The sequence below is a fragment of the Stenotrophomonas sp. SORGH_AS_0282 genome (assembly GCF_030818125.1).
Taxonomy (GTDB): domain Bacteria; phylum Pseudomonadota; class Gammaproteobacteria; order Xanthomonadales; family Xanthomonadaceae; genus Stenotrophomonas; species Stenotrophomonas rhizophila_A.
In genome coordinates this window covers 452914-473785 of record NZ_JAUTAB010000001.1, presented here as the reverse complement: position 1 = coordinate 473785, position 20872 = coordinate 452914, and the positions used below count along the sequence as shown (strand labels likewise).

General features: G+C 68.3%; 19 protein-coding genes. 11 read left to right on the top strand and 8 right to left on the bottom strand.

The window, feature by feature from the left end:
• A complete protein-coding gene (fmt, locus tag QE395_RS02000) occupies positions 1 to 924 on the bottom strand; it encodes a methionyl-tRNA formyltransferase (protein ID WP_249833182.1) in 924 nt (307 codons plus the stop codon).
• A gap of 74 nt (positions 925 to 998) precedes the next feature.
• Positions 999 to 1511 (bottom strand): peptide deformylase, encoded by a 513-nt coding sequence (gene def, locus QE395_RS01995; protein ID WP_068854169.1) that lies wholly within the window; start codon positions 1509 to 1511, stop codon positions 999 to 1001.
• A gap of 125 nt (positions 1512 to 1636) precedes the next feature.
• On the opposite strand from def, the gene QE395_RS01990 reads away from it, so the two are divergent.
• The 9 genes from QE395_RS01990 (at position 1637) to QE395_RS01950 (ending at position 11202) form a co-directional block, all read left to right on the top strand.
• On the top strand, positions 1637 to 2770 hold the full coding sequence (locus QE395_RS01990; RefSeq protein ID WP_093534740.1) for a LysM peptidoglycan-binding domain-containing protein: 1134 nt from the start codon (positions 1637 to 1639) through the stop codon (positions 2768 to 2770).
• Between the two features lie 74 nt (positions 2771 to 2844).
• The gene (gene dprA, locus QE395_RS01985) at positions 2845 to 3984 is read left to right on the top strand and encodes a DNA-processing protein DprA (RefSeq protein ID WP_306987409.1); all 1140 of its coding nucleotides are present in this window, start codon (positions 2845 to 2847) and stop codon (positions 3982 to 3984) included.
• A 42-nt stretch (positions 3985 to 4026) separates the two neighbouring features.
• Entirely contained in the window at positions 4027 to 4500 is a 474-nt protein-coding gene (locus QE395_RS01980) for a DUF494 family protein (protein ID WP_306987407.1), read from the top strand.
• A gap of 39 nt (positions 4501 to 4539) precedes the next feature.
• Complete coding sequence (locus QE395_RS01975) at positions 4540 to 5331, top strand: pilin (RefSeq protein WP_095363045.1); 792 nt, start codon at positions 4540 to 4542, stop codon at positions 5329 to 5331.
• Between the two features lie 37 nt (positions 5332 to 5368).
• Positions 5369 to 6277: an RDD family protein gene (locus QE395_RS01970; protein WP_093534746.1), complete on the top strand. Its 909-nt coding sequence runs from the start codon at positions 5369 to 5371 to the stop codon at positions 6275 to 6277.
• A 189-nt stretch (positions 6278 to 6466) separates the two neighbouring features.
• Positions 6467 to 8965, top strand: coding sequence for a DNA topoisomerase I (locus tag QE395_RS01965; RefSeq protein ID WP_068854175.1), 2499 nt, complete (start codon positions 6467 to 6469; stop codon positions 8963 to 8965).
• Between the two features lie 60 nt (positions 8966 to 9025).
• On the top strand, positions 9026 to 9586 hold the full coding sequence (locus QE395_RS01960) for a Sua5/YciO/YrdC/YwlC family protein (protein ID WP_095363046.1): 561 nt from the start codon (positions 9026 to 9028) through the stop codon (positions 9584 to 9586).
• 50 nt (positions 9587 to 9636) lie between these two features.
• Complete coding sequence (locus tag QE395_RS01955) at positions 9637 to 10449, top strand: DUF4124 domain-containing protein (RefSeq protein ID WP_095363047.1); 813 nt, start codon at positions 9637 to 9639, stop codon at positions 10447 to 10449.
• 33 nt (positions 10450 to 10482) lie between these two features.
• Positions 10483 to 11202, top strand: coding sequence for a DUF4124 domain-containing protein (locus QE395_RS01950; RefSeq protein ID WP_095363048.1), 720 nt, complete (start codon positions 10483 to 10485; stop codon positions 11200 to 11202).
• Between the two features lie 24 nt (positions 11203 to 11226).
• Here the strand turns inward: QE395_RS01950 and QE395_RS01945 are convergent, their stop codons facing one another.
• The gene (locus tag QE395_RS01945) at positions 11227 to 12003 is read right to left on the bottom strand and encodes an SDR family oxidoreductase (protein ID WP_068854179.1); all 777 of its coding nucleotides are present in this window, start codon (positions 12001 to 12003) and stop codon (positions 11227 to 11229) included.
• A 122-nt stretch (positions 12004 to 12125) separates the two neighbouring features.
• Here QE395_RS01945 and QE395_RS01940 point away from each other — a divergent pair, with 122 nt between their 5' ends.
• Positions 12126 to 12341, top strand: coding sequence for a hypothetical protein (locus QE395_RS01940; protein WP_068854180.1), 216 nt, complete (start codon positions 12126 to 12128; stop codon positions 12339 to 12341).
• A 115-nt stretch (positions 12342 to 12456) separates the two neighbouring features.
• On the opposite strand, the gene sppA is transcribed toward QE395_RS01940, so the two are convergent.
• The 4 genes from sppA to QE395_RS01920 all read right to left on the bottom strand — a co-directional run bounded on the left by sppA (position 12457) and on the right by QE395_RS01920 (position 17437).
• A complete protein-coding gene (gene sppA, locus QE395_RS01935) occupies positions 12457 to 14361 on the bottom strand; it encodes a signal peptide peptidase SppA (protein WP_068854181.1) in 1905 nt (634 codons plus the stop codon).
• An 85-nt stretch (positions 14362 to 14446) separates the two neighbouring features.
• Complete coding sequence (locus QE395_RS01930) at positions 14447 to 15817, bottom strand: MATE family efflux transporter (RefSeq protein WP_095363049.1); 1371 nt, start codon at positions 15815 to 15817, stop codon at positions 14447 to 14449.
• Between the two features lie 71 nt (positions 15818 to 15888).
• Positions 15889 to 16443, bottom strand: a complete 555-nt coding sequence (locus tag QE395_RS01925) for a DUF3106 domain-containing protein (RefSeq protein ID WP_306987405.1) — start codon at positions 16441 to 16443, stop codon at positions 15889 to 15891.
• Complete coding sequence (locus QE395_RS01920; RefSeq protein ID WP_306987404.1) at positions 16436 to 17437, bottom strand: hypothetical protein; 1002 nt, start codon at positions 17435 to 17437, stop codon at positions 16436 to 16438. The genes QE395_RS01925 and QE395_RS01920 overlap by 8 nt, the downstream gene beginning before the upstream one ends.
• 437 nt (positions 17438 to 17874) lie before the next feature.
• Here QE395_RS01920 and QE395_RS01915 point away from each other — a divergent pair, with 437 nt between their 5' ends.
• Entirely contained in the window at positions 17875 to 20106 is a 2232-nt protein-coding gene (locus QE395_RS01915; RefSeq protein WP_306987403.1) for a primosomal protein N', read from the top strand.
• Between the two features lie 40 nt (positions 20107 to 20146).
• Here the strand turns inward: QE395_RS01915 and QE395_RS01910 are convergent, their stop codons facing one another.
• Positions 20147 to 20767 carry a glutathione S-transferase gene (locus QE395_RS01910; protein ID WP_306987402.1) on the bottom strand — a complete coding sequence of 207 codons (621 nt, stop codon included), beginning with the start codon at positions 20765 to 20767 and terminating at the stop codon, positions 20147 to 20149.
• Positions 20768 to 20872 lie beyond the last annotated feature (105 nt).

Genomic DNA, 20872 nt, shown 5'->3' with positions numbered 1-20872 from the left:
TCAGGTGCCCACGGCCAGGTCGCGGCGGGCATTGAGGTAGTCGGCTGCGGTGATCGCCTTACCACCCTCGCGCTGCAGCACGCGCAGGCGCAGCGCACCCTGGCCACAGGCGATATCGATGCCGTCGCGGCCGGCCGCCAGCAGCGTGCCCGGGGCCTTGCCCTGGTTGTCGGCCAGCGCCACCGCGCCATGGACGCGCACGCGCTCGCCAGCCAGCTGGACTTCGGCAATCGGCCACGGGTTGAAGGCGCGCACGGTGCGCTCCAGCACCTGCGCATCCTGCGACCAGTCCAGCCGCGCTTCGGCCTTGTCCAGCTTGTGCGCGTAGGTCACCCCTTGTTCCGGCTGCGGCTGGGCGATCGGCTTGAGGCCGGCGCGCAGCAGGCCCAGGCCGTCGGACAGCACCTGCGCGCCAAGTTCGGCCAGGCGGTCGTGCAGCGAGCCGCCCAGTTCACCGGCCTGGATCGGGGTGTGCTGGCGCAGCAGCACCGGGCCGGTGTCCAGCCCGGCTTCCATCTGCATCAGGCACACGCCGGTGTCGGCATCGCCGGCCTGGATGGCGCGCTGGATCGGCGCGGCGCCGCGCCAGCGTGGCAGCAGCGAGGCATGCACGTTCCAGCAACCGTAGGTCGGGATGGCCAGCACCGCCTTGGGCAGGATCAGCCCGTAGGCCACCACCACCATCAGGTCCGGCTGCAGGTCGCGCAGCTGCTGCTGGGCCTGTTCGGTCTTGAGCGATTCGGGCTGGAACACCGGGATGCCTCGGGCGATCGCTTCCAGCTTCACCGGCGAGGGCATCAGCCCGCGGCCACGGCCGGCCGGGCGGTCCGGCTGGGTGTACACACCCACCACCTCCTGGTGGCGCGCGGCGGCGCGCAGCGAGGCGACGGCGAACTCAGGCGTTCCGGCAAAGACGATCTTCATGGCGTTCCCACTTGCAGAAAGAAAAACGGCGCCGGGGCACGGCGCCGAACAACCGGTAAGGCGGCGTGGCCAGGTCAGGCAACGTGCTTGCGCGACTTGGCCAGCTTCTTGCGGACCATCTCGCGCTTGAGCGGAGACAGGTAATCAATGAACAGCTTGCCGTCCAGGTGGTCCATCTCATGCTGCACGCACACTGCCAGCAGGCCGTCGGTGGTCAGCTCCTGGGCCACGCCCTGGCGGTCCAGGAAGCGCACGGTGATGGTGTCGGCGCGGGTCACGTCGGCAAAGATGCCGGGCACCGACAGACAGCCTTCCTGGTAGACCTGGCCGCCTTCGCTGGCCACGATCTCCGGGTTGATGAACACCCGCGGGGTGTCCTTCTCTTCGCTGACGTCGATGACCATGAAGCGCTTGTGGACGTCGACCTGGGAGGCCGCCAGGCCAATGCCCGGGGCGTCGTACATGGTCTGGAACATGTTGTCGATCAGTTCCTGGAAGGCCGGGGTGGTCACTTCGGCGGCGTCGATCAGCGCCGCCTTGGTGCGCAGGCGCGGGTCCGGGAACTCGAGAATGGGCAGGATGGCCATGGCAAATACCGTTTGGGGGCGCCCTTAAAGCGGCGTACGTCGCAATTCTATCGCCAACGCTTGCCTTGCGCCCCGGTTTCTGGACTATAGTGCTCGAACCTGTTGGGGAATCAGGCACCACACCTATGTTTGAAAGAACTCGTACGGTCGTCGCCGTCGCGATGCTGACCGTCGCTACCTATGCTACCGCCGTTGAAGTGAATGGCGGGCACCCGGAAACCTACGTCGTCCAGAAGGGCGATACCTTGTGGGACATTTCCGCGCGCTTCCTTAAAAAGCCGTGGTTGTGGCCGGAAATCTGGCAGGCCAACCCGCAGGTCAAGAACCCGCACCTCATCTATCCAGGTGACGTGCTGAGCCTGGCCTACCTGGACCGCGTCGTGGCCCAGCCCGGCCCGCGCCAGGAAGCGCCGATCAATGCGATCCCGCTCAGCCAGGTCGAACCCTTCCTGAAGCAGCTCAGCGTGGTGGACGAGATCGACTCGTTGCCCTACGTGGTGGCCCTGGAAGACAACCGCCTGCGCGCCACCACCGGCCAGACCGCCTACGTGCGGGGGCTGGAAGGGGCACAGGTGGGCCAGCGCTGGGCCGTGGTCCGACCGACCGTGCGCTACTCGCTGCCAAAGCCGACCGAGGACCTGACCGCCAACGGGGATGTCACTCCGGGCAGCGGCAACCTGTGGAAGAACTTCGTAGCCGCGCCGAGCAAGCGCAACGAGATGCTGGGCTACGAGCTGTCCCAGCTGAACGTGGGCACGGTGGTGAAGGTGCCGGACGACAGGTCGGACGTGACCTCCATCGCGCTGCAGGGCCGGACCGACGGGCGTGAAGTGCGCGCCGGCGACCGCCTGGTGCCGGTGGAAGCCACCCCGTATGACCTGCAGTTCTTCCCGCACGCCCCTGCCGCCCAGACCGAAGGCCTGGACATCCGCGTGCTGGCGGTGACGGACATGTACCTGGTCGGCGGTCCGCGCGACGTCATCGCGATTTCGGCCGGCAGCGCCAACGGCATCGACAACGGGACCGTGGTCTCGCTGTGGCGCCAGGGGCGGCATGTGGCGCATCGCATGAAGTACCCGGGCTCCTCGCGCATGGACGACTCGCTCACCGATGGTGCCGGCCGGGTGTCCCTGCCGGATGAGTACGCCGCCCACGCGATGGTGTTCCGCACCTTCGACAAGGTCAGCTATGCGCTGGTGATGCAGGGCGTGAAGCCGGTCCTGGTCGGCTATTCGGCCAAGCACCCCGACGCGCAATAACCGCGGGAAAACCTGACGCAACAACACGACGGCGCCCCAGGGCGCCGTCGTCGTATGCGGGCTAGCCTGAGCCGATGCCCGATGACCTGCCCTGCTCTACCGAGGCGCTGCTGCGCCTGGTCCTCGCCGGTGGCGCCCCGGCACCCCGCCGCGCCCTGCTGGCCCGTTTCGCTGATCCCGCCCAGGCCCTGCGTGCCGGCCCTGCCGCATGGCGCGCCGCCGGTTGCAGCCCGCACCAGCGGGCACTGCTGGCGCTGCCCGACCGCGACGCGCTCGCGCGCGGCCTGCATTGGCTGTCGCAACCCGGCCGGCACCTGCTGTCGATCGACACCGACGACTACCCCACCCTGCTGCGCCCGCTGGATCCGGCGCCGCTGGCGCTGTTCGTGCACGGCGACCCGGCCACACTCTGGCACCCCGCGGTGGCCGTGGTCGGCAGCCGCACCCCATCGCCCACGGGTGCCGAGCTGGCCGCCGAGTTCGCCGGCGCCCTGGCCCGCAGTGGCCTGGGCGTGGTCAGCGGGCTGGCCGCCGGGGTCGATGCGCGGGCCCACCAGGCCGCCCTGGACGTACCCGGCGGGCGCACCGTGGCCGTGGTGGCCACCGGCCTGGACCTGACCTACCCGCCCCGGCACGAAGCGCTGCAGGCACGCATCGCCGAGCGCGGCGCCGTGGTCAGCGAGTATCCGCCCGGCACCGTGGCGCGCCCGGGGCAGTTCCCGGCCCGCAACCGGATCGTGGCCGGGCTGACCCTGGGCACCCTGGTGATCGAGGCGGCGGCCCGCTCCGGGGCCCTGATCACCGCGCGCCTGGCCGCGGAGATCGGCCGTGAGGTATTCGCGCTGCCCGGCTCGGTGCGCAACCCGCGCGCGCGCGGCTGCCATCGGCTGATCCGTGATGGCGCCCAGTTGGTGGAAACCCCGTCCGAGGTCGTCGCCGGGCTGACCGGGGCGGCCGCCAGCCTGGGGCAGGCCTTGCGTTGGCGCCTGGACGCCCCCACTGAACAGGCACGGTCGGCGCATGCCAGCGCTTCCCCCTTCCCCCTCCCCGACTACCAGCGCTTGTGGAACGCGCTGGATGAAAACCCAACGGGTATGGATTCATTGATCCAGCGCAGCGGATTGACGGCGGACCAGCTGTCGGCCATGCTGCTGATCATGGAACTGGATGGAAAGGTGGTCGCCAACCATGGCCGCTACTGTCGAAAACCCTAGTTTCTTCACCTCCACAGCGTCGTTGACGCAGGCCGAGGGGCAATGAAAGAGAGCATTCTGGATGTCCTGCTGTACCTGTTCGAACACTATTTCAGCGAAGACGCGGACCTCATCCGCGACCGCGATTCCCTCCAGAACGGTCTGATACAGGCCGGCTTCAGCCCCACCGAAATCAACAAAGCCTTCGATTGGCTGGACGCCCTGGCCGAGCAGCGCCCGACCGTGACCCTGGCCCGCGTCGACGGCCCCGTGCGCATTTTCCATGGCCCGGAGCTGGACAAGCTCGACGTGGAAGGCCGAGGCTTCCTGATGTTCCTGGAACAGCACGGCATCCTGGATGCCAACCAGCGCGAGCTGGTGCTGGACCGCGCCATGGCCCTGGACCAGGACGAACTGGACCTGGACGACCTCAAATGGGTGGTGCTGATGGTGCTGTTCAACCAGCCCGGCGCCGAGGCAGCCTATGCCTGGATGGAAACCCAGATGTTCGTCGACGAACCGGAACCCCTTCACTGACCGTACACTGGGTGCTTCGCGCATTCAGGGGAATGGAAAGTGAGCCAGTGGTTCTATGCAGAAGGGAATCGTCAGCAGCGGGGTCCGCTGACATCTGAAGAGTTGATCGCGCTGTACCAGTCCAGCCGCATTGCGCTGGATACCCTGGTATGGCGCGACGGGCTTGCCCAATGGCAGCCCCTGCGCAGTGTCGCCGACGAGATCGGCCTGGTGATCGCACCGCCGCCGGCGGTGGAGCCGCCGCTTCCGCTGGACGGCCCGCAGTTGGAGCCGGTCGTGCCCAGCCCGCCGAGGATTCCCGGGTTCGACACGCCTGCGCCGCGCGCCACCGGACCCGGGCCGGCCGCGCCCGCCTATGCCTCGGCGCCGGGTTACCCGCGCGCCGCGCCGCCGCCGAAGAAGACCTCCGGGTGCCTGATCATCGGGCTGGTGGTGGGCCTGGTGTTCCTGGTGGTGATCGCCATCCTCGCCGCGATCGCGCTTCCTGCCTACAGCGATTACCAGCACCGTGCCCGCGTGGCCAATGCGGTGGGCATCGTGTCGCAGCTGAAGAACCAGGTGACCGAGTTCGCCATGAGCACCGACCGCTGCCCGGTCAACGGCGACGATGGCTTCCAGAGCCCGACCTCGTACGCCGGCGACTACGTGGGTGCGGTGCGCATCGGCCGCATCGGCGAAGACAAGTGCGGCATCGAAATGGAATTTGCCGTGCCGGGCAAGCGCGCACTCGATGGCAAAATGTTGTGGTTCGAATACGACATGCAGAGCCAGGAGTGGACCTGCAGCAGCGATCTCGACACCAAGTATCTGCCCGCGCAATGCCGCGGTTGAGCAGCACTTCAATTATGGATGAGAGGGGAAGCACGCAATGACTGAGTGGTATTACGCAGACGGCCAGGACCGCCAGGGTCCGTTGCTGGTCGAAGACCTGCGCCAGCGCTTCCAGCGCGGTGAAATCAGCCTCACGACGCTGGTATGGCGCGAAGGCTACCCGCAGTGGAAGCCGGTGTCCGAAGCGGTCGAGGAGCTGCAGCTGCAGAACCTGACCAGCGCCACGAGCAACCTGGGCAGCGGCTTCGACCTGCGCGGGGATTACACCGCCATCGACAACGGCACCGCACCACTGCCCGGCACCGGCGGCGGCACCTATTCGCCGTATACCGCACCGGCCGCCACCGGCGGCTACGGCGCGGCCGTGGTGGGCGGTGGCGAGGTGGTCTACGCCGGCTTCTGGAAGCGATACGCGGCGTACTTCCTGGACTCGATCGTGGTGGGCATCATCAACGTCCCGGTCAGCGTGGTGTTCAACCTGATCGGCGCGTCCAGCGGCAACGAAAGCCTGGCCCTGGCGATGAGCCTGGTGGCCATGCTGAGCGGTTTCGCCATCGGCATCGGCTACTACGCAGGCTTCCACGCCTCGCGCGGCGGCGCCACCCTGGGCAAGATGGCCGTGGGCATCAAGGTGGTGCGCAGCGACGGCGAGCGGATCACCTTCCTGCGCGGCGTGGGCCGCTACTTCGGTTTCATCCTGAGCAGCCTGACCCTTTTCATCGGCTTCATCATGGCCGCCTTCACCGAGCGCAAGCAGGCACTGCACGACATGCTGTGCGACACGCTGGTGGTGGACAAGTGGGCCTTCACCGAGAACGCCGAGTTCCAGGAACGCGGCCTGGGCACGGTCACCATCGTGATCCTGGTCATCAGCGGCATCCTGACGGTGGCCATGATCGGCCTGTTGATCCTCGGTTTCGGGGCCATTGCCGCGTCCATGTCCTGACCGGCCCTCACACCCGGCCGCTTGACACAGGCGGCTCCGGCGTGATTCCTCTAGCAGGCGCAAAACCTGAACGCCCGGCGCATACCCGGGCGTTCAGCGTATGGAATTCGACGGCTGCCCTTCACTAATGCGGCCATTTGCTCCACCCTAGCGCCCTCCCCCGGGCTGCTGCCCACAGAAATCAACGACATGCCCAAGCACCTGCTCATCGTCGAATCGCCCGCCAAGGCCAAGACGATCAACAAATACCTCGGCAAGGACTTCACCGTCCTGGCCTCGTATGGGCATGTGCGCGACCTGGTCCCCAAGGAAGGTGCGGTCGACCCCGACAACAACTTCGCGATGCGCTACGACCTGATCGAGAAGAACGAGAAGCACGTCGATGCGATCGCCAAGGCCGCCAAGGGCGCCGACGACATCTTCCTGGCCACCGACCCGGATCGCGAGGGTGAGGCGATCAGCTGGCACATCGCCGAGATCCTGAAGGAACGCGGGCTGGTCAAGGACAAGCCGATGCAGCGGGTGGTCTTCACGGAGATCACCCCGCGCGCGATCAAGGAGGCGATGAGCCAGCCGCGCGCCATCGCCAGCGACCTGGTCGATGCCCAGCAGGCGCGCCGCGCGCTGGATTACCTGGTCGGCTTCAACCTGTCCCCGGTGCTGTGGCGCAAGGTCCAGCGCGGCCTGTCCGCCGGCCGCGTGCAGAGCCCGGCGCTGCGCATGATCGTCGAGCGCGAGGAGGAAATCGAAGCCTTCATCGCCCGCGAATACTGGAGCATCGATGCTGCCTGCGCGCACCCCTCGCAGCCGTTCAATGCCCGCCTGATCAAGCTGGACGGCCAGAAGTTCGAGCAGTTCACCGTGACCGACGGCGACACCGCCGAGGCCGCGCGCCTGCGCATCCAGCAGGCCGCCCAGGGCAACCTGCACGTCACCGACGTGGCCAGCAAGGAGCGCAAGCGCCGCCCGGCCGCCCCGTTCACCACCTCCACGCTGCAGCAGGAAGCCTCGCGCAAGCTGGGCTTCACCACCCGCAAGACCATGCAGGTGGCGCAGAAGCTGTACGAAGGCGTGGCGATCGGCGACGAAGGCACCGTAGGCCTGATTTCGTACATGCGTACCGACTCGGTCAACCTGTCCCAGGACGCGCTGGCCGAGATCCGCGACGTGATCGCCCGCGATTACGGCATTGCCGCCCTGCCGGACAAGCCCAACACCTACCAGACCAAGTCCAAGAACGCCCAGGAAGCGCATGAAGCGGTGCGCCCGACGGCCGCGCTGCGCACCCCGGCGTCGGTGGCGCGCTACCTCACCGACGACGAGCGCAAGCTGTACGAGCTGATCTGGAAGCGTGCGGTGGCCAGCCAGATGATTCCGGCCACGCTCAACACCGTCAGCGTGGACCTGTCGGCCGGCAGCGAACACGTGTTCCGCGCCAGCGGCACCACCGTGGTGGTGCCCGGCTTCCTGGCCGTGTACGAGGAAGGCAAGGACAACAAGAGCGCCGAGGACGACGACGAAGGCCGCAAGCTGCCGGCGATGAAGCCCGGCGACCGCGTGCCGCTGGAGCGCATCCTGGCCGAACAGCATTTCACCCAGCCGCCGCCGCGCTTCACCGAAGCGGCGCTGGTCAAGGCGCTGGAAGAGTATGGCATCGGCCGTCCGTCGACCTATTCGTCGATCATCCAGACCCTGCTGTTCCGCAAGTACGTGGAAATGGAAGGCCGCAGCTTCCGCCCGTCCGACGTGGGCCGTGCGGTCTCCAAGTTCCTCTCCAGCCACTTCACCCAGTACGTGGACTACGACTTCACCGCCAAGCTCGAAGACGAGCTCGATGCGGTGTCGCGCGGCGAAGAAGACTGGATTCCGTTGATGGCCCGCTTCTGGGAACCCTTCAACCAGCTGGTGGAAGAGAAGAAGGAATCGGTCGACCGCGCCGAGGCCAGTGGCGCGCGCGAGCTCGGCACCGACCCCAAGACCGGCAAGCCGGTCAGCGTGCGGCTGGGCCGCTTCGGGCCGTACGCGGCTATTGGCAGCACCGCCGAGGACGCCGAGGACAAGCCCAAGTTCGCCTCGCTGCGCCCGGGCCAGTCGATGCACACCATCAATCTGGAAGACGCGCTGGAGCTGTTCCTGATGCCGCGCGCGCTGGGTGAGGACAAGGGCGAGGACGTCAGCGTGGGCATCGGCCGCTTCGGCCCGTTCGCCAAGCGTGGCAGCACCTACGCTTCGCTGAAGAAGGAAGATGACCCCTACACCATCGATCTGGCCCGCGCGGTGTTCCTGATCGAAGAGAAGGAAGAGATCGCCCGCAACCGCATCATCAAGGAATTCGACGGCAGCGAGATCCAGGTGTTGAACGGCCGTTTCGGCCCGTACCTGAGCGACGGCAAGATGAACGGCAAGATCCCGAAGGATCGCGAGCCGGCCTCGCTGACCCTGGCCGAAGTGCAGCAGCTTATGGAAGAAACCGGCAAGCCGGTGCGCAAGGGCTTCGGAAAGAAGGCCGCCAAGAAGGTCGTGGCGAAGAAGGCCCCGGCGAAGAAGGCGGCAGTGAAGAAGGAGCCGGCGGCGAAGAAGGCCGCCGTCAAGAAGGCTCCTGCCAAGAAGGCACCTGCGAAGAAGGCGGCGACCAAGAAGGCCGCCACGAAGAAGGCCGCAGCAAAGAAAGCAGTAAAGAAGGCCTGACCGCGGTAGCGCCCGACCGTTGGTCGGGCGACAACACGGCGCACTGGAACGGTCGTCACCATGAATGAACTCACCGTCGACTCTGCCTCTCCCGCGCTGCGCGCCGGCGGCGTGATCGCCTACCCCACCGAAGCGGTGTGGGGACTGGGCTGCGACCCGGCCAACGAAGCGGCCGTGCTGAAGCTGCTGCAGCTCAAGCAGCGGCCGGTCGAGAAGGGCATGATCCTGGTCGCTGCCGACCTGGCCCAGCTGGAAGGCTGGGTGCGGATCGACGCGCTGCCTGCCGAGCGCAGGGCCGAGGTACTGGCCAGCTGGCCCGGCGCCAACACCTGGATCCTGCCCGCCGGGCCTCGCGCGCCACGATGGATCACAGGGGAACACACCGGCATTGCCGTTCGGGTCAGCGCCCACCCGCTGGTGGCGGCGCTGTGCCGCGCATGGGGCGGTCCGCTGGTGTCCACCAGCGCCAACCTGGCCGGCCAGCCGCCTGCGCGCAGCCGTGCCGGACTGGACCCTGACCTGCTGCGCGACCTGGACGGGCTGGTTGACGGCGCCACCGGTGGCCTGGACCAGCCCACCCCGATCCGCGACGCCCTCACCGGCCACGTCCTGCGCACCTGAGCCGCATGGCGTTCTTTGCGCCTGCACAGGCAAGGCCGCACACTGCGGCCATGCGCCCACACCCTGCCCTCCCGCTGTACCTGTTGCTGCTGTGCAGCGCCCCGCTGGCGGCGCAGGACAGCAGCGTGCGTGTCTACCGCTGCGTAGGCAGCAACGGGGCGGTATCGCTGCAGGACGCCCCATGCCGCGACGGCCGCCAGGAAGTGCGCGAGATGCAGCGCCCGCGCGATCCGGCGCCGCGCGTGGTGCGCAGCGATCGCGCCCCCGCCACGCCCGCGCCTGCCGCACCCGAACGCGAGGTGCGCTACGTGCAGGTACAGCCACCGCAGCCGATGTACGAATGCATCCGCGACGACGGCAGCCGCTATACCAGCGAAACCAGCGAGGGCAATCCGCGCTGGGTGCCGGTGTGGACCAGCGCCTGGATCCCAGGACGCCGGCCCGGTGGCATCCATCCCGGCCCTGGCCCTGGCCCTGGCCCTGGCCCGGGGCCGGGACCACGCCCATTGCCCCCGATCGCGCCGATGGGCAGCGGCTCGGTCAGCTCCAGTGGCGGGTCGCTGACCGTCTCCGGCGGCGGCTCACGGATCGGCGGCAGCCTCTCCGTCGGCAGCGGCAGTACCCAGTGGCACAGCGAAGGGTCGGCGTACCCGGGCACCTACCAGGACGTGGTGGTTCCGGCCGGCAACGTGCTGGTGCGCGACCAGTGCAACCCGTTGCCCGCCAGCGAAGTGTGTTCGATCCTGCGTGACCGGCGCTGGGAGCTGGTGCGGCGCTACAACAGCGCGCTGCAGAGCGAGCGCGATGCGATCAGCCGCGAGCAGCGTGGCGTGGATGCGCGCCTTGACCGGGATTGCCGGTAGGGCGCCGCAACCGGCGCGTTGTATCCTGCGCCGATGAAACCGTATTGGCTCCTGTTGCTGCTGTGCGTGGCGTCATCGGCGGTGGCCGATGAGCCGATCGTGTTCCGCTGCACCGATGCGGACGACAACGTGACCGTGCAGGGCAAGCCCTGCCCGGCCGGCAGCCACCAGGTCATCCAGCGCATGAACGCCGCGCCATCGCGCGCGGAGGTGTCCGTGTCGACCCAGGCGACGCCCCCGCCGCCTGCGGCGCCAACGGTCAAGCCGTTGTCACCCGCAACGATGCCGCCGCAGGTACCCGGCAAGGCGCAGCCGATGGAGCGCATGATTTCAGAGGCGTACGAAGTGCCACGGGGCACTGCGATCCTGGATAGTGCGAACCTGCCCAAGCCCGGTGACGAGCTGCCCGGCGACGGCCCGGCAAAACCGCCGCTGCCGGAGATCTACCAGTGCCAGGGCCAGGACGGCGGACGCTACCTGCACGAGCGTGAGCCGGCACCGCCGACCTGCGTGCTGCTGTCGGTCACAGCGCTGGGCGGCAACACGCCGGTCAACGCCGCCAGCTGCGAAGTGGTCCGCGATACCTGCGAGCCGCTGGCTGAAGACCAGCGCTGCAATGCGTGGCAGCAGCGCTTCCGCGATGCGCGCGGGCGGGAACGCTTCGCCTCGCCCGGCACGGCAGCCGCCGCTGCCGCCGAGCGCGAGCGCCTGCAGGGCGTGCTGTCAGAAAGCAACTGCGCGGTACCCCGGTAGGTACCGACCGTTGGCCGGTACGCCTCAGAACCCGTAGCGCAGGAATCCGCCGTCCACGGCAATGCATTCGCCGGTGACATAGCTGGCCGCAGGCAGGCACAGGAACCCGACGGCGGCAGCTACTTCCTCAGGCTCGCCGATGCGCCGCATCGGTGTGCGGTCGATCACCTGTTCGTAGTAATCCGGGTCCGCCAGCGGGCCGGAGGTGCGGCGGGTGCGGATGTACCAGGGCGCCACCGCGTTGACCCGGATGCCGTCTTCGGCCCACTCCACCGCCAGGTTGCGCGTCATCTGGTGCATCGCCGCCTTGGTCATCCCGTACACCGCGCCACTGCGCACATGGGTGAGCCCGGAGACACTGCCGACGTTGACGATGGCCGAGGCGGCGTGGCGGGCCAGCAACGGGTGCGCATAACGCGACAGTTCGAACGCCGAAAACAGGTTCGTCTCGAAGATGCCGCGCCACTCGTCTTCGGTGTATTCGGTGGCCGGCTTGGTGATGTTGCCGCCGGCATTGTTGATCAGCAGGTGCAGCCCATCGCTGTGGTCTTCCACCCAGTCCAGGATCTCGCGACGATCCTCGTCGTCGGAAACGTCGGCGGACAGCCCATGGATCTCACGATCCGGATAGGCATCGGCCAGCTCATCGCGGGCCATTTCCAATGCGTCCGCGTCGCGCCCCACGATCAGCAGGTCGGCGCCGAATCCCAGCAGCTCGCGCGCGATCGCCAGTCCGATACCGGCACTGGCACCGGTGATCAATGCGGTCTGTCCGTCCAGTCGCCAACGATGCGCACTCACCTGCTTCTCCTGCCTTGGGGCACTGCAGGATAGCCCGCATGCCGGTGCGGCGCACCCCATCACACACGGGCCGGCAAAGCGGTGCGAAACTGCGCTTCCCTGGGTTCGCCTGCGAGGTTGCCATGTTGATCCGTATCGCCCTTCCGCTGGCTGCCCTGCTCGCCTTGAGCGGCTGCAGCCGCCCGGTGCCACCGGACCCTGACAAGCGTCCGGAGCCCCAGGCCACCGCATTGCGCGACGCCATGCAGCAACCGCTGGACAAGGCCAAGGCCGCGCGCGAAACGCTGGAAAAAGCACCGGACACCAGCGCCGCCGACGAGGTCGAAGCGGGCCGGTAAAGAATAAAAAAACCCCGCCTTGGCCGGGTTTTTTTGAAGGGCGTCACCACCAACGGTGGTGACCTACCAGGACAATCGCATCGGGTAGATCACGACCGTTGGTCGTGATCCGCCGTCAGAAACCGCAGAAGCAGTACGCCAGCGCCTTGACCGGGGCGCTGCCGCGCGGGTCGCGGGCGGCGTCTTCGACGAAGCGCAGCTGGGTGTCCACTTCCGGCATCGACCGGGCCAGCATCATCCGCGCCACGCCCGATTCGCCCAGCATCCAGGCACCGGCATGGCTGCCGGCGAAGCCGCTGAGGAACTGCGCGAACGGAGTGGCAGGCTTCTCGATGTAGCGCACGCGCACCTTGTCCGGGCCGCCCAGCTTGGCGCGGTTGGAGGCGTCGGCAATGGCCGCCTTGAGGCCGCCGAAGGCATCGACCAGGCCGCGTTCCTTGGCCTGCGCACCGCTCCACACGCGACCGCGGGCGACTTCGTCCACCGCTTCCACCGGCTTGCTGCGTGCATCGGCCACCTTGCCGGTGAAATCGGCGTAGCCCTTGTTGATCACCGACTGGATCACCTGGCCCACGGCCGGGTCCATCGGGCGGGTGATGTCGAACGCACCGGCGAAGCGGGTGGTGCCCACGCCGTCGGTGTGCACGCCGATCTTGTCCAGCGAACGCGACAGGTTGGGGATCATGCCGAAGATGCCGATCGAACCGGTGATCGTCGACGGATCGGCGTAAATGCGGTCGGCATTCATGCTGATCCAGTAGCCGCCCGATGCCGCCAGGTCGCCCATCGACACCACCACCGGCTTGCCGGCCGCCTTCAGCGCCACCACCTCACGGCGGATCTGTTCGGAGGCGAACACTTCACCGCCGGGCGAATCCACGCGAAGCACCACGGCCTTCACGTTGTCGTCGTCGCGCGCTTCGCGCAACAGCGCCGAGGTCGACTCACCGCCCACGCGGCCGGCCGGCAGGTCGCCACCGGCGATCTCGCCGGACGCCACCACCACCGCCACCTGCGGCCGCGAATCGACCGGCGAACGACGGGTGTCGATCTGGGTCAGGTATTCGTCAAGGTTGATGCTGCGGAAGCCACCGTCGGCGTCTTCATCGGCCACGCCACGATCTGCCAGCAGGTCTTCGACTTCCTCGCGGGTCTTCAGGCCGTCCACCAGCTTCTGCTGCAGGGCGAACTTGGCCAGGTCGCCACCGGCAGCAGCGATGCCTTCGGGCATGGTGTCGATGCCGGCGGCCAGCTGCGCGGCGTCCAGCTTGCGCGCCGTGGCGATGTCGGCCAGGTAGCGCTGCCACACGTCGTTCATCCAGAACAGGTCGGCTTCCTTGGCCTGCGGCGACGCCGCGTCCAGCACGTACGGTTCGGCGGCGGACTTGTACTCGCCCACCTTGAACAGGTGCACGTCCACGCCCAGCTTGTCCTGCAGGCCGGTGCGGAAGTACTGGCGGTAACGACCGAGGCCTTCCAGCACCACCCCACCCATCGGGTCGAGGTAGATCTCCTTGGCCTGCGCGGCCAGCAGGTACTGCCACTGGCTCATGTTGTCGCTGTAGGCCACGATGTCCTTGCCCGACGCGCGCAGTTCCTGCAGCGACGCGGCTACTTCACGCATCGAGGCAAAACCGCTCGGCTGCAGCTTGTCCAGCTGCAGGACCACGCGTTCGATCTTCTTGTCCTCGCGCGCCGCATCCAGCGCGCGCACCAGGTCGCGCAGCTGCACTTCCTCGGCGCTGTTGTCGCCAATGGCCTTTGCGAGCGCACGGCTGACCGGATCCGCACTGAACTGTTCGACCAGGCGGCCTTCCGGCGCGATCACCAGCGTGGTGCGGTCCTGCAGGGTGCGGCCACTGCTGGCGCCCTTGCCCATCGCGAAGACGAACAGGACCAGGATCAGCAGCAACAGGCCGAAGAACAGCAGGTTGAGGATCAGCCTGCGGGTAAAGTTCATCACATCCCACAGCCCGATGAAGAAGCTGGCGACGGGATTGCGACGCACGGGTTGGTTCATGGGGAAAACTCCAGTTGGCTTCTTGCCGTGGTACCAGCATAGCCCGTGCCGGACAGCCCGGCATCGGACACAAGTAAGGGGGCCATCAGGCCGTCAGGTTCAGGTCATTGCCGACACGACGGCTGCTCACGCGCAGCCGCCAGCCCATCAGGATCGCTGCTGCGGTCAGCCCCAGGATCAGGCCCAGCCACATGCCCTGCGGACCCATGCCCAGGCCCAGGCCGAGCCCGGCGCCGAGCGGCATGCCCAGCCCCCAGTAAGAGAACATGGCGATGAACATCGGCACGCGGGTGTCCTTCAGGCCGCGCAGCGCGCCGGCTGACAGCACCTGGATGCCATCCGGGAACTGGAACGCGGCCGCGTACAGCAGCAGGGTGGAGGCCAGCGCGGCCACGCCCATGTCGGCGGTATACACCCCAACGATGGCGTCGTGCCCGAACAGCAGCACCAGCGCCGACAGCGTCTGCGTGCCCAGGATGATCAGCAGGCCGGCGATGGCAGCGCGCCGCACGCCCAGTCCGTTGCCGCTGCCGACCGCATGGCCCACGCGCACGGTGGTGGCTTCGGCCACGCCCATCGGGATCATGAAGCACAGTTGGGCCACGTTGATGGCGATCTGGTGCGATGCCGCCTCGGTGGCGCCCAGGCGACCGATCAGCAGGGCGGTAACGATGAACAGCCCGCCCTCCATCAGCACCGTGATGCCGATCGGCAGGCCGGTACGCAGCAGGTCCCAGATCGCCGCCCAGCGCGGCAGCTCCAGGTGCGAGAACAGTTCCAGGTGGGCGAAGCGCTTGGTCTTCCACAGGTAGCCGGCAAAGCACAGCGCCTGGACCCACATCATGGTGGCCGAGGCGATGCCCAGGCCTTCGGCGCCCATTTCCGGGAAGCCCAGCTTGCCGTAACACAGCACGTAACCCAGCGGCGCCAGCACCAGCAGGCCGCCGAAGCCGAGCAGCATGGTCGGGAGCGTCCAGTGCATGCCTTCGCTGAGGTAACGCATGCAGAAGTACAGGGTCAGCGCCGGGCCACCCCATCGCACCGCATGCAGGAACGCGGTCGCGCCCGGCACGATGTCCGGGGCGATGCCGAACGCGGGCAGCAACGGCGGCACCACCGTGAGGAAGGTGAACATGATCAGGCCCAGGCCCAACGCCAGCCACAGCGCCTGGCGGAACAGCGGGCCGATCTCCCGCTCGCGGCCGGCGCCATGCAGCTGCGACACCGAGGCGGTGAGTGAGATCAACGTGCCGATCGGGATCAGCATCGGCAGCCACAGCAGCGCCGTCCCGATGGTGACCGCCGCCAGGGTCTGGGTGCCGTGGTGGCCCGCAATGACATTGTCGACGAAGGAAATCAGGCCAGTGGAGATGTGGCCAAGGACCAGCGGCAGCGCAAGCAGGCCGGTGGCGCGCACTTCCCGGGAGAGGCGCGGCGTTGCGGTAACGGTAGACATGGGATCACAGACGGCAACTACGGCAGCGCGCGGAGGGCACAGGCACCGGGTTGCGGCCGGTCATCTTACGCTCAACGCACCAGGTTTTCCTTCAACCAGGCATCGCGCGCGGCCGGGGCCAGCCCCAGGAACTGGTCGCGCACCTGGTCGCGCTCCTGCGGCGGCGTGCGCTGGGCGATCAGCGTGAGTTGGGCCAGCTGGCCCTCGTTGAGCTGGCGCAGCGCGGCCAGGGCGGGTTCGCGCTGGTCAGCGGGCAGGTAGCCGAACAGACCTTGCAGCTTGGGGAAATGCTGGCCCAGCTGCGGGCCCAGCAGCCAGCCGTCGCGGAACCGCTGGTCCTGTTCGTCGAAGCGGGCCCGCACCGCCTGCTGCTGTGCAGCGGGCATCGCGGCAATACGGCCGGCGGCCTCGCGGATACGGGCACGTTCGGCTGCAGGCAATGCCTGCCATTGCGCATAGCGGCTGCGCAGTTCACGCAGCTGGGCCGGGTCCAGCGCGGCGGGGGTGGCGGGAATGGCGGGTGTGGTAACCGGCACAGGCGTGGCGGATGGCAGGGGCAGCGGCTGTGGCGCGGCATGCGCACCGGTCGCCAAGCCGATGGCGAGCAGCAGGATCGACTTATTCATCAGCGGCTGCCGTCTCCAGGCCGGCGGTGGCAGGTTCGGGGCGGCTGGGCTGCGGTTGCGACTCGTCCACCGGCACCGGCCCACCGGCGGCAGCCCACGCGTACAGGTCCGCATCGCGGGCGAGCATCAGGTCCGGGTCGGCCAGCATGGCCGCGTCACTGGCGGCGTGGGCCGGATCGGCCGGCGCCGTCACCGGCAGGTCTTCAGCCGCCAACGGTTCGACCCGCACCGGGTCGGCGGTGGACACCGCGCCGTCGGGCACGCTGGCCTCGGGGGCGAGCGCCGGGCTGCGGTGCTTCCACCACGCCGCACCGCCCAGCAACACGGCGATGGTGACCAGCAGGATCAGCAGGCCACGCCACAGCGGCCGGCGATTGTGACGGCGCACCGGCGTGCGCCGGGGCGCCGCATCGGCCGGGGCCGGCGCGCGCCAGGAGGCCGGACCCTTGCCCGGCGCGGCGGCCGGAGCGGGCTGGTGGAGTTGCTGCAGCCTGCTGGCCGGCAGGTCACGCAGGCGCTGCTGCACCTGTTCGGCCAACGCACGCCAGCCCGCCGCATCGGGGTGGCCCTGCGCATCGCGTGGGCAGGCCTGCGCCAGCGCCTGCTGGTAGTCGGCGACCGGCATGTCCAGGATCTGCGCGGCGGCCGCCTCGTCCAGCCCGCCCCCTACCCGCAGCAGCAGCGCCAGACGTGCCGGCGGCGCCAGGCTGGGCAGGTGCGCCAGGCCAGGGGCCCACTGGCCGCCAGGGGCCGGCATGCGGATCGGGGTGCGGTGGGCCAGCAGGATCCAGAACCGGTCCGGCCACTGTGCCATCGGCACATCGCTGGCGATGCCGGCGAAGGCGCGCATCACCGCCACCAGTGCCTGTTCGGCGACGGTCGGGTCGCCGCACTGCAGCTCGGCAACCACCAGGGCACGGCGTTCGACGCCTCGCAGGAATGCGGACAGGGCACCCGCTGCAGTAGAGGAAACAGGGGCGTTCACAGCCGTCATAGCAACTCCATCAAGTGCCGAAATGATAGCGAGTGCGCCCGCGCAGGGGGATGCCGATACGGGTCACGTGCGACTACCGCGGTGATGTAGATGGCTTGACAGCGGCGCAGGTTGTGCACAGCACCAACAAAATCGGCAGAAAACCGGCAGGTGAAGGCGGCGTCACCCATGTGTCAGCCGTGTTTCACAGCCATCTTCTTGATTTACATACATTTAGTTGTGTGGCTATTTTTTGACCAACCCAGGCTTCACTGCGGAACTCCCTGACAAACAGCTCGGAGTTCGACACTCGCACACAGACTTATCCACAGAAGATGTGGATAAGACCGAATCTCCAATGGCCACGGATATTTAGCTCCTATTTAGGTTCCACGGCGCCATGCGGCGATCGGTTTCGTGCGCTGAACAGGGCCGGTTCGGGCCGCTACACTGGCGCGATGCTGCCCCCCGATCCAGCCCCCCTGCTGACCCTGGAAAGTGCCCCGGCGCCGCTGCCGGATGCCCCCTCCCTCCAGGTTGCCCTGCCCCTGCCGCTGCCGCAGTGGTTCGACTACGCGCCGCCGCCGGGAGCGCCGCCTGGGCCTGGCATGGTCGGTCGCCGGCTGCGGGTTCCGTTCGGCTCGCGCGAGCTGGTGGGCGTGGTGGCCGGGATCGGTACGGTGGCCGACGGCAACGCACTGCGTGCTGCCGTGGAATGGCTGGACCCGGCGCCGCTGCTGGGCGGCGAGCTGTGGACCTCGCTGCAGTGGCTGGCACGCTATACCCATGCGCCGCTGGGCGAGGTGGTCAGCACCGCCCTGCCCGCGCCCTTGCGCCGTGGTGAGCCGGTGCCCGACACCCACCGCTGGGGCTGGCAGCTCACTGCCGAAGGAATCGAACACCGCGCCAAGCTGCGGGCCGGCACCCGTCCGCACCGCCTGGCCGAACAGCTGGCCGGGGGCAGCGTGGACGAGGACCTGCTCGACGAGGCGATGGACGACTGGCGCAGCGCGGCGCGCTCGCTGGCCAAGCGCGGCCTGGTCGAGCGCATCGCGCTGGAGCACGCGCCGGCGCAGCCGGCCCTGCGGCCGGGCCCGACCCCGAACGCGGAGCAGGCCAACGCCATCGCCGCGATCACCGCCCACGCGCGGTTCGGCGCGTTCCTGCTCGACGGGGTGACCGGCAGCGGCAAGACCGAGGTGTACCTGCAGGCCATCGTGGACTGCCTGGCCCGCGGCCGACAGGCGCTGGTGCTGGTGCCCGAGATCGGGCTGACCCCGCAGACGCTGGCGCGCTTCCGCAGCCGCCTGGGCATTGCGGTGCACGTGCTGCATTCGGGCCTGAACGACAATGAGCGCGCGCGGGTGTGGGCAGCGGCCGCGCGCGGCGAGGCACAGGTGATCGTGGGCACGCGCTCGGCCGTGTTCACCCCATTGCCCAACGCCGGGCTGATCGTGGTCGATGAAGAGCACGACGGCAGCTACAAGCAACAGGACGGCATTCGATACCACGCGCGCGATTTCGCGCTGGTGCGGGCCAAGGCGCTGGATGTGCCGGTGGTACTGGGCAGCGCCACGCCGTCGCTGGAATCACTGCACAACGCACATGCCGGCCGCTACACCCATCTGCGCCTGAAACAGCGCGCAGGCGAGGCCCGCCCGCCGCGCGTGCGGGTGCTGGACGTGCGCAAGCGCCCGTTGAAGGACGGCCTCTCGGCCGAGGTGATGGAAGGCATCGGCCAGCACCTGGCGGCCGGCCACCAGGTGCTGGTGTTCAAGAACCGCCGCGGTTACGCGCCGGTGCTGCTGTGCCACGACTGCGGCTGGACCGCGCCCTGCAAACGCTGCGATGCGCCGATGACCGTGCACGCCGGCGGCCGCCGGCTGCAATGCCACCACTGCGGCGCGCGCCAGCCGGCGCCACTGGCCTGCCCGGACTGCGCCAGCCTGGCGCTGCAGCCACAGGGCATCGGCACCGAGCGGCTGGAAGAACACCTGGCGGAAGCCTTCGCCGATTTCCCGGTGATCCGCATCGACCGCGGCACCACCAACCGGCGCGACGCGCTGGAGACCCAACTTGCCACGCTGGGCGACCGCGCCGGCATCCTGGTCGGCACGCAGATCCTGGCCAAGGGCCACGACCTGCCCAAGCTGACCCTGGTGGTGGTGGTGGGCATCGACGAGGGACTGTTCTCCGCCGATTTCCGCGCCAGCGAGAAACTGGCCCAGCAGCTGATCCAGGTGGCCGGCCGCGCGGGACGCGCCACCGACGCCGGCGAGGTCTGGCTGCAGACCCATCACCCTGGGCACCCGCTACTTGAAACACTGGTCAACGGGGGCTACCACGCTTTCGCCGACGCCGAGCTGCAGCAGCGCGAAGCGGCCGGCTTCCCGCCGTTCGCGCACCTGGCGCTGATGCGCGCCGAGGCGCAGCAGGTGGAGCACGCCAACGCCATGCTGATGGCGGTGCGCGAGCTGATCGCGCATGAGTGCCCGGTGGAACGCTTCGGTCCGATGCCGGCGCCGATGCCGCGCCGCGCCGGTTACCAGCGCACGCAGCTGCTGCTTTCAGCAGCCTCGCGGCGGCCGCTGCATGCGCTGCTGGATCAGATCATGCCGCTGGTTTACGGCTTGCCGCAGGCGCGCAAGGTGCGCTGGTCATTGGACGTAGATCCCACCGACCTGTATTGAAAGCGTGCGGACCAACGGTCCGCACCTACCGTCCGTTACCTCACGTCAACGGCGTCATGACCGCTTTGACATACGCCGGGCGCTGCTGGAGGCGCTGGTACCACGCTTCCAGGTGCGGCAACGACGGCCGCTGGATCGGCAGCTCGAACCACGCATAGACCAGCGCGCCCAACGGAATGTCGCCCATCGCGAACTGCTCGCCGGACAACCAAGGTTGCTGCGCCAGGGTGGCATCGGCCATGCCCAGCAACTCGCCGGCACGGGTGATCGCGGCATTGATGCGGGCCTCGTCGCGGTCGGCCGGGGCGGTGCGCATGATCCCCCAGATCAGGTCGGTGTACAGCGGCGCCATGCGCGAGGTGCTCCAGTCCATCCACTTCTCGGCCTGCGCGCGCGCCATCGCATCTTCCGGGTACAGCGTGCCCAGCGCGTAGCGCGCGCTCAGATAACGCACGATGGTGTTGGATTCCCACAGCGGCAGGCCGTGGTCTTCGATCACCGGCACCAGGCCGTTGGGGTTCATGCCCACGTATTCCGGCGACTGGGTGCCACCGAAGAGGCCGCCCACTTCGATGGATTCGTACGGCAGGCCGATTTCCTCCGCGCACCACAGCACTTTGCGCACGTTGCTGGAATTGCGGCGGCCCCAGATCTTCAGCATGTTGGTGTTCCCGGTTGTCGATATGCGCCGATACGATACGCCGATCAACGCGCCGGTGTTGCCGCGTCTTCTTTCGGAAATGCGCGCACGCAGGTGGACTTTCCA

Coding starts and splice junctions, on each gene's coding strand:
- sppA (WP_068854181.1), bottom strand. CDS start 14,361: ATGAACCAACCCGTGCGTCGCAATCCCGTCGCCAGCTTCTTCATCGGG.
- QE395_RS01970 (WP_093534746.1), top strand. CDS start 5,369: ATGACTGAGTGGTATTACGCAGACGGCCAGGACCGCCAGGGTCCGTTG.
- QE395_RS01960 (WP_095363046.1), top strand. CDS start 9,026: ATGAATGAACTCACCGTCGACTCTGCCTCTCCCGCGCTGCGCGCCGGC.
- fmt (WP_249833182.1), bottom strand. CDS start 924: ATGAAGATCGTCTTTGCCGGAACGCCTGAGTTCGCCGTCGCCTCGCTG.
- QE395_RS01930 (WP_095363049.1), bottom strand. CDS start 15,817: ATGTCTACCGTTACCGCAACGCCGCGCCTCTCCCGGGAAGTGCGCGCC.
- QE395_RS01990 (WP_093534740.1), top strand. CDS start 1,637: ATGTTTGAAAGAACTCGTACGGTCGTCGCCGTCGCGATGCTGACCGTC.
- QE395_RS01965 (WP_068854175.1), top strand. CDS start 6,467: ATGCCCAAGCACCTGCTCATCGTCGAATCGCCCGCCAAGGCCAAGACG.
- QE395_RS01940 (WP_068854180.1), top strand. CDS start 12,126: ATGTTGATCCGTATCGCCCTTCCGCTGGCTGCCCTGCTCGCCTTGAGC.
- QE395_RS01915 (WP_306987403.1), top strand. CDS start 17,875: ATGCTGCCCCCCGATCCAGCCCCCCTGCTGACCCTGGAAAGTGCCCCG.
- def (WP_068854169.1), bottom strand. CDS start 1,511: ATGGCCATCCTGCCCATTCTCGAGTTCCCGGACCCGCGCCTGCGCACC.
- QE395_RS01950 (WP_095363048.1), top strand. CDS start 10,483: ATGAAACCGTATTGGCTCCTGTTGCTGCTGTGCGTGGCGTCATCGGCG.
- QE395_RS01910 (WP_306987402.1), bottom strand. CDS start 20,767: ATGCTGAAGATCTGGGGCCGCCGCAATTCCAGCAACGTGCGCAAAGTG.
- QE395_RS01980 (WP_306987407.1), top strand. CDS start 4,027: ATGAAAGAGAGCATTCTGGATGTCCTGCTGTACCTGTTCGAACACTAT.
- QE395_RS01920 (WP_306987404.1), bottom strand. CDS start 17,437: ATGACGGCTGTGAACGCCCCTGTTTCCTCTACTGCAGCGGGTGCCCTG.
- QE395_RS01925 (WP_306987405.1), bottom strand. CDS start 16,443: ATGAATAAGTCGATCCTGCTGCTCGCCATCGGCTTGGCGACCGGTGCG.
- dprA (WP_306987409.1), top strand. CDS start 2,845: ATGCCCGATGACCTGCCCTGCTCTACCGAGGCGCTGCTGCGCCTGGTC.
- QE395_RS01955 (WP_095363047.1), top strand. CDS start 9,637: ATGCGCCCACACCCTGCCCTCCCGCTGTACCTGTTGCTGCTGTGCAGC.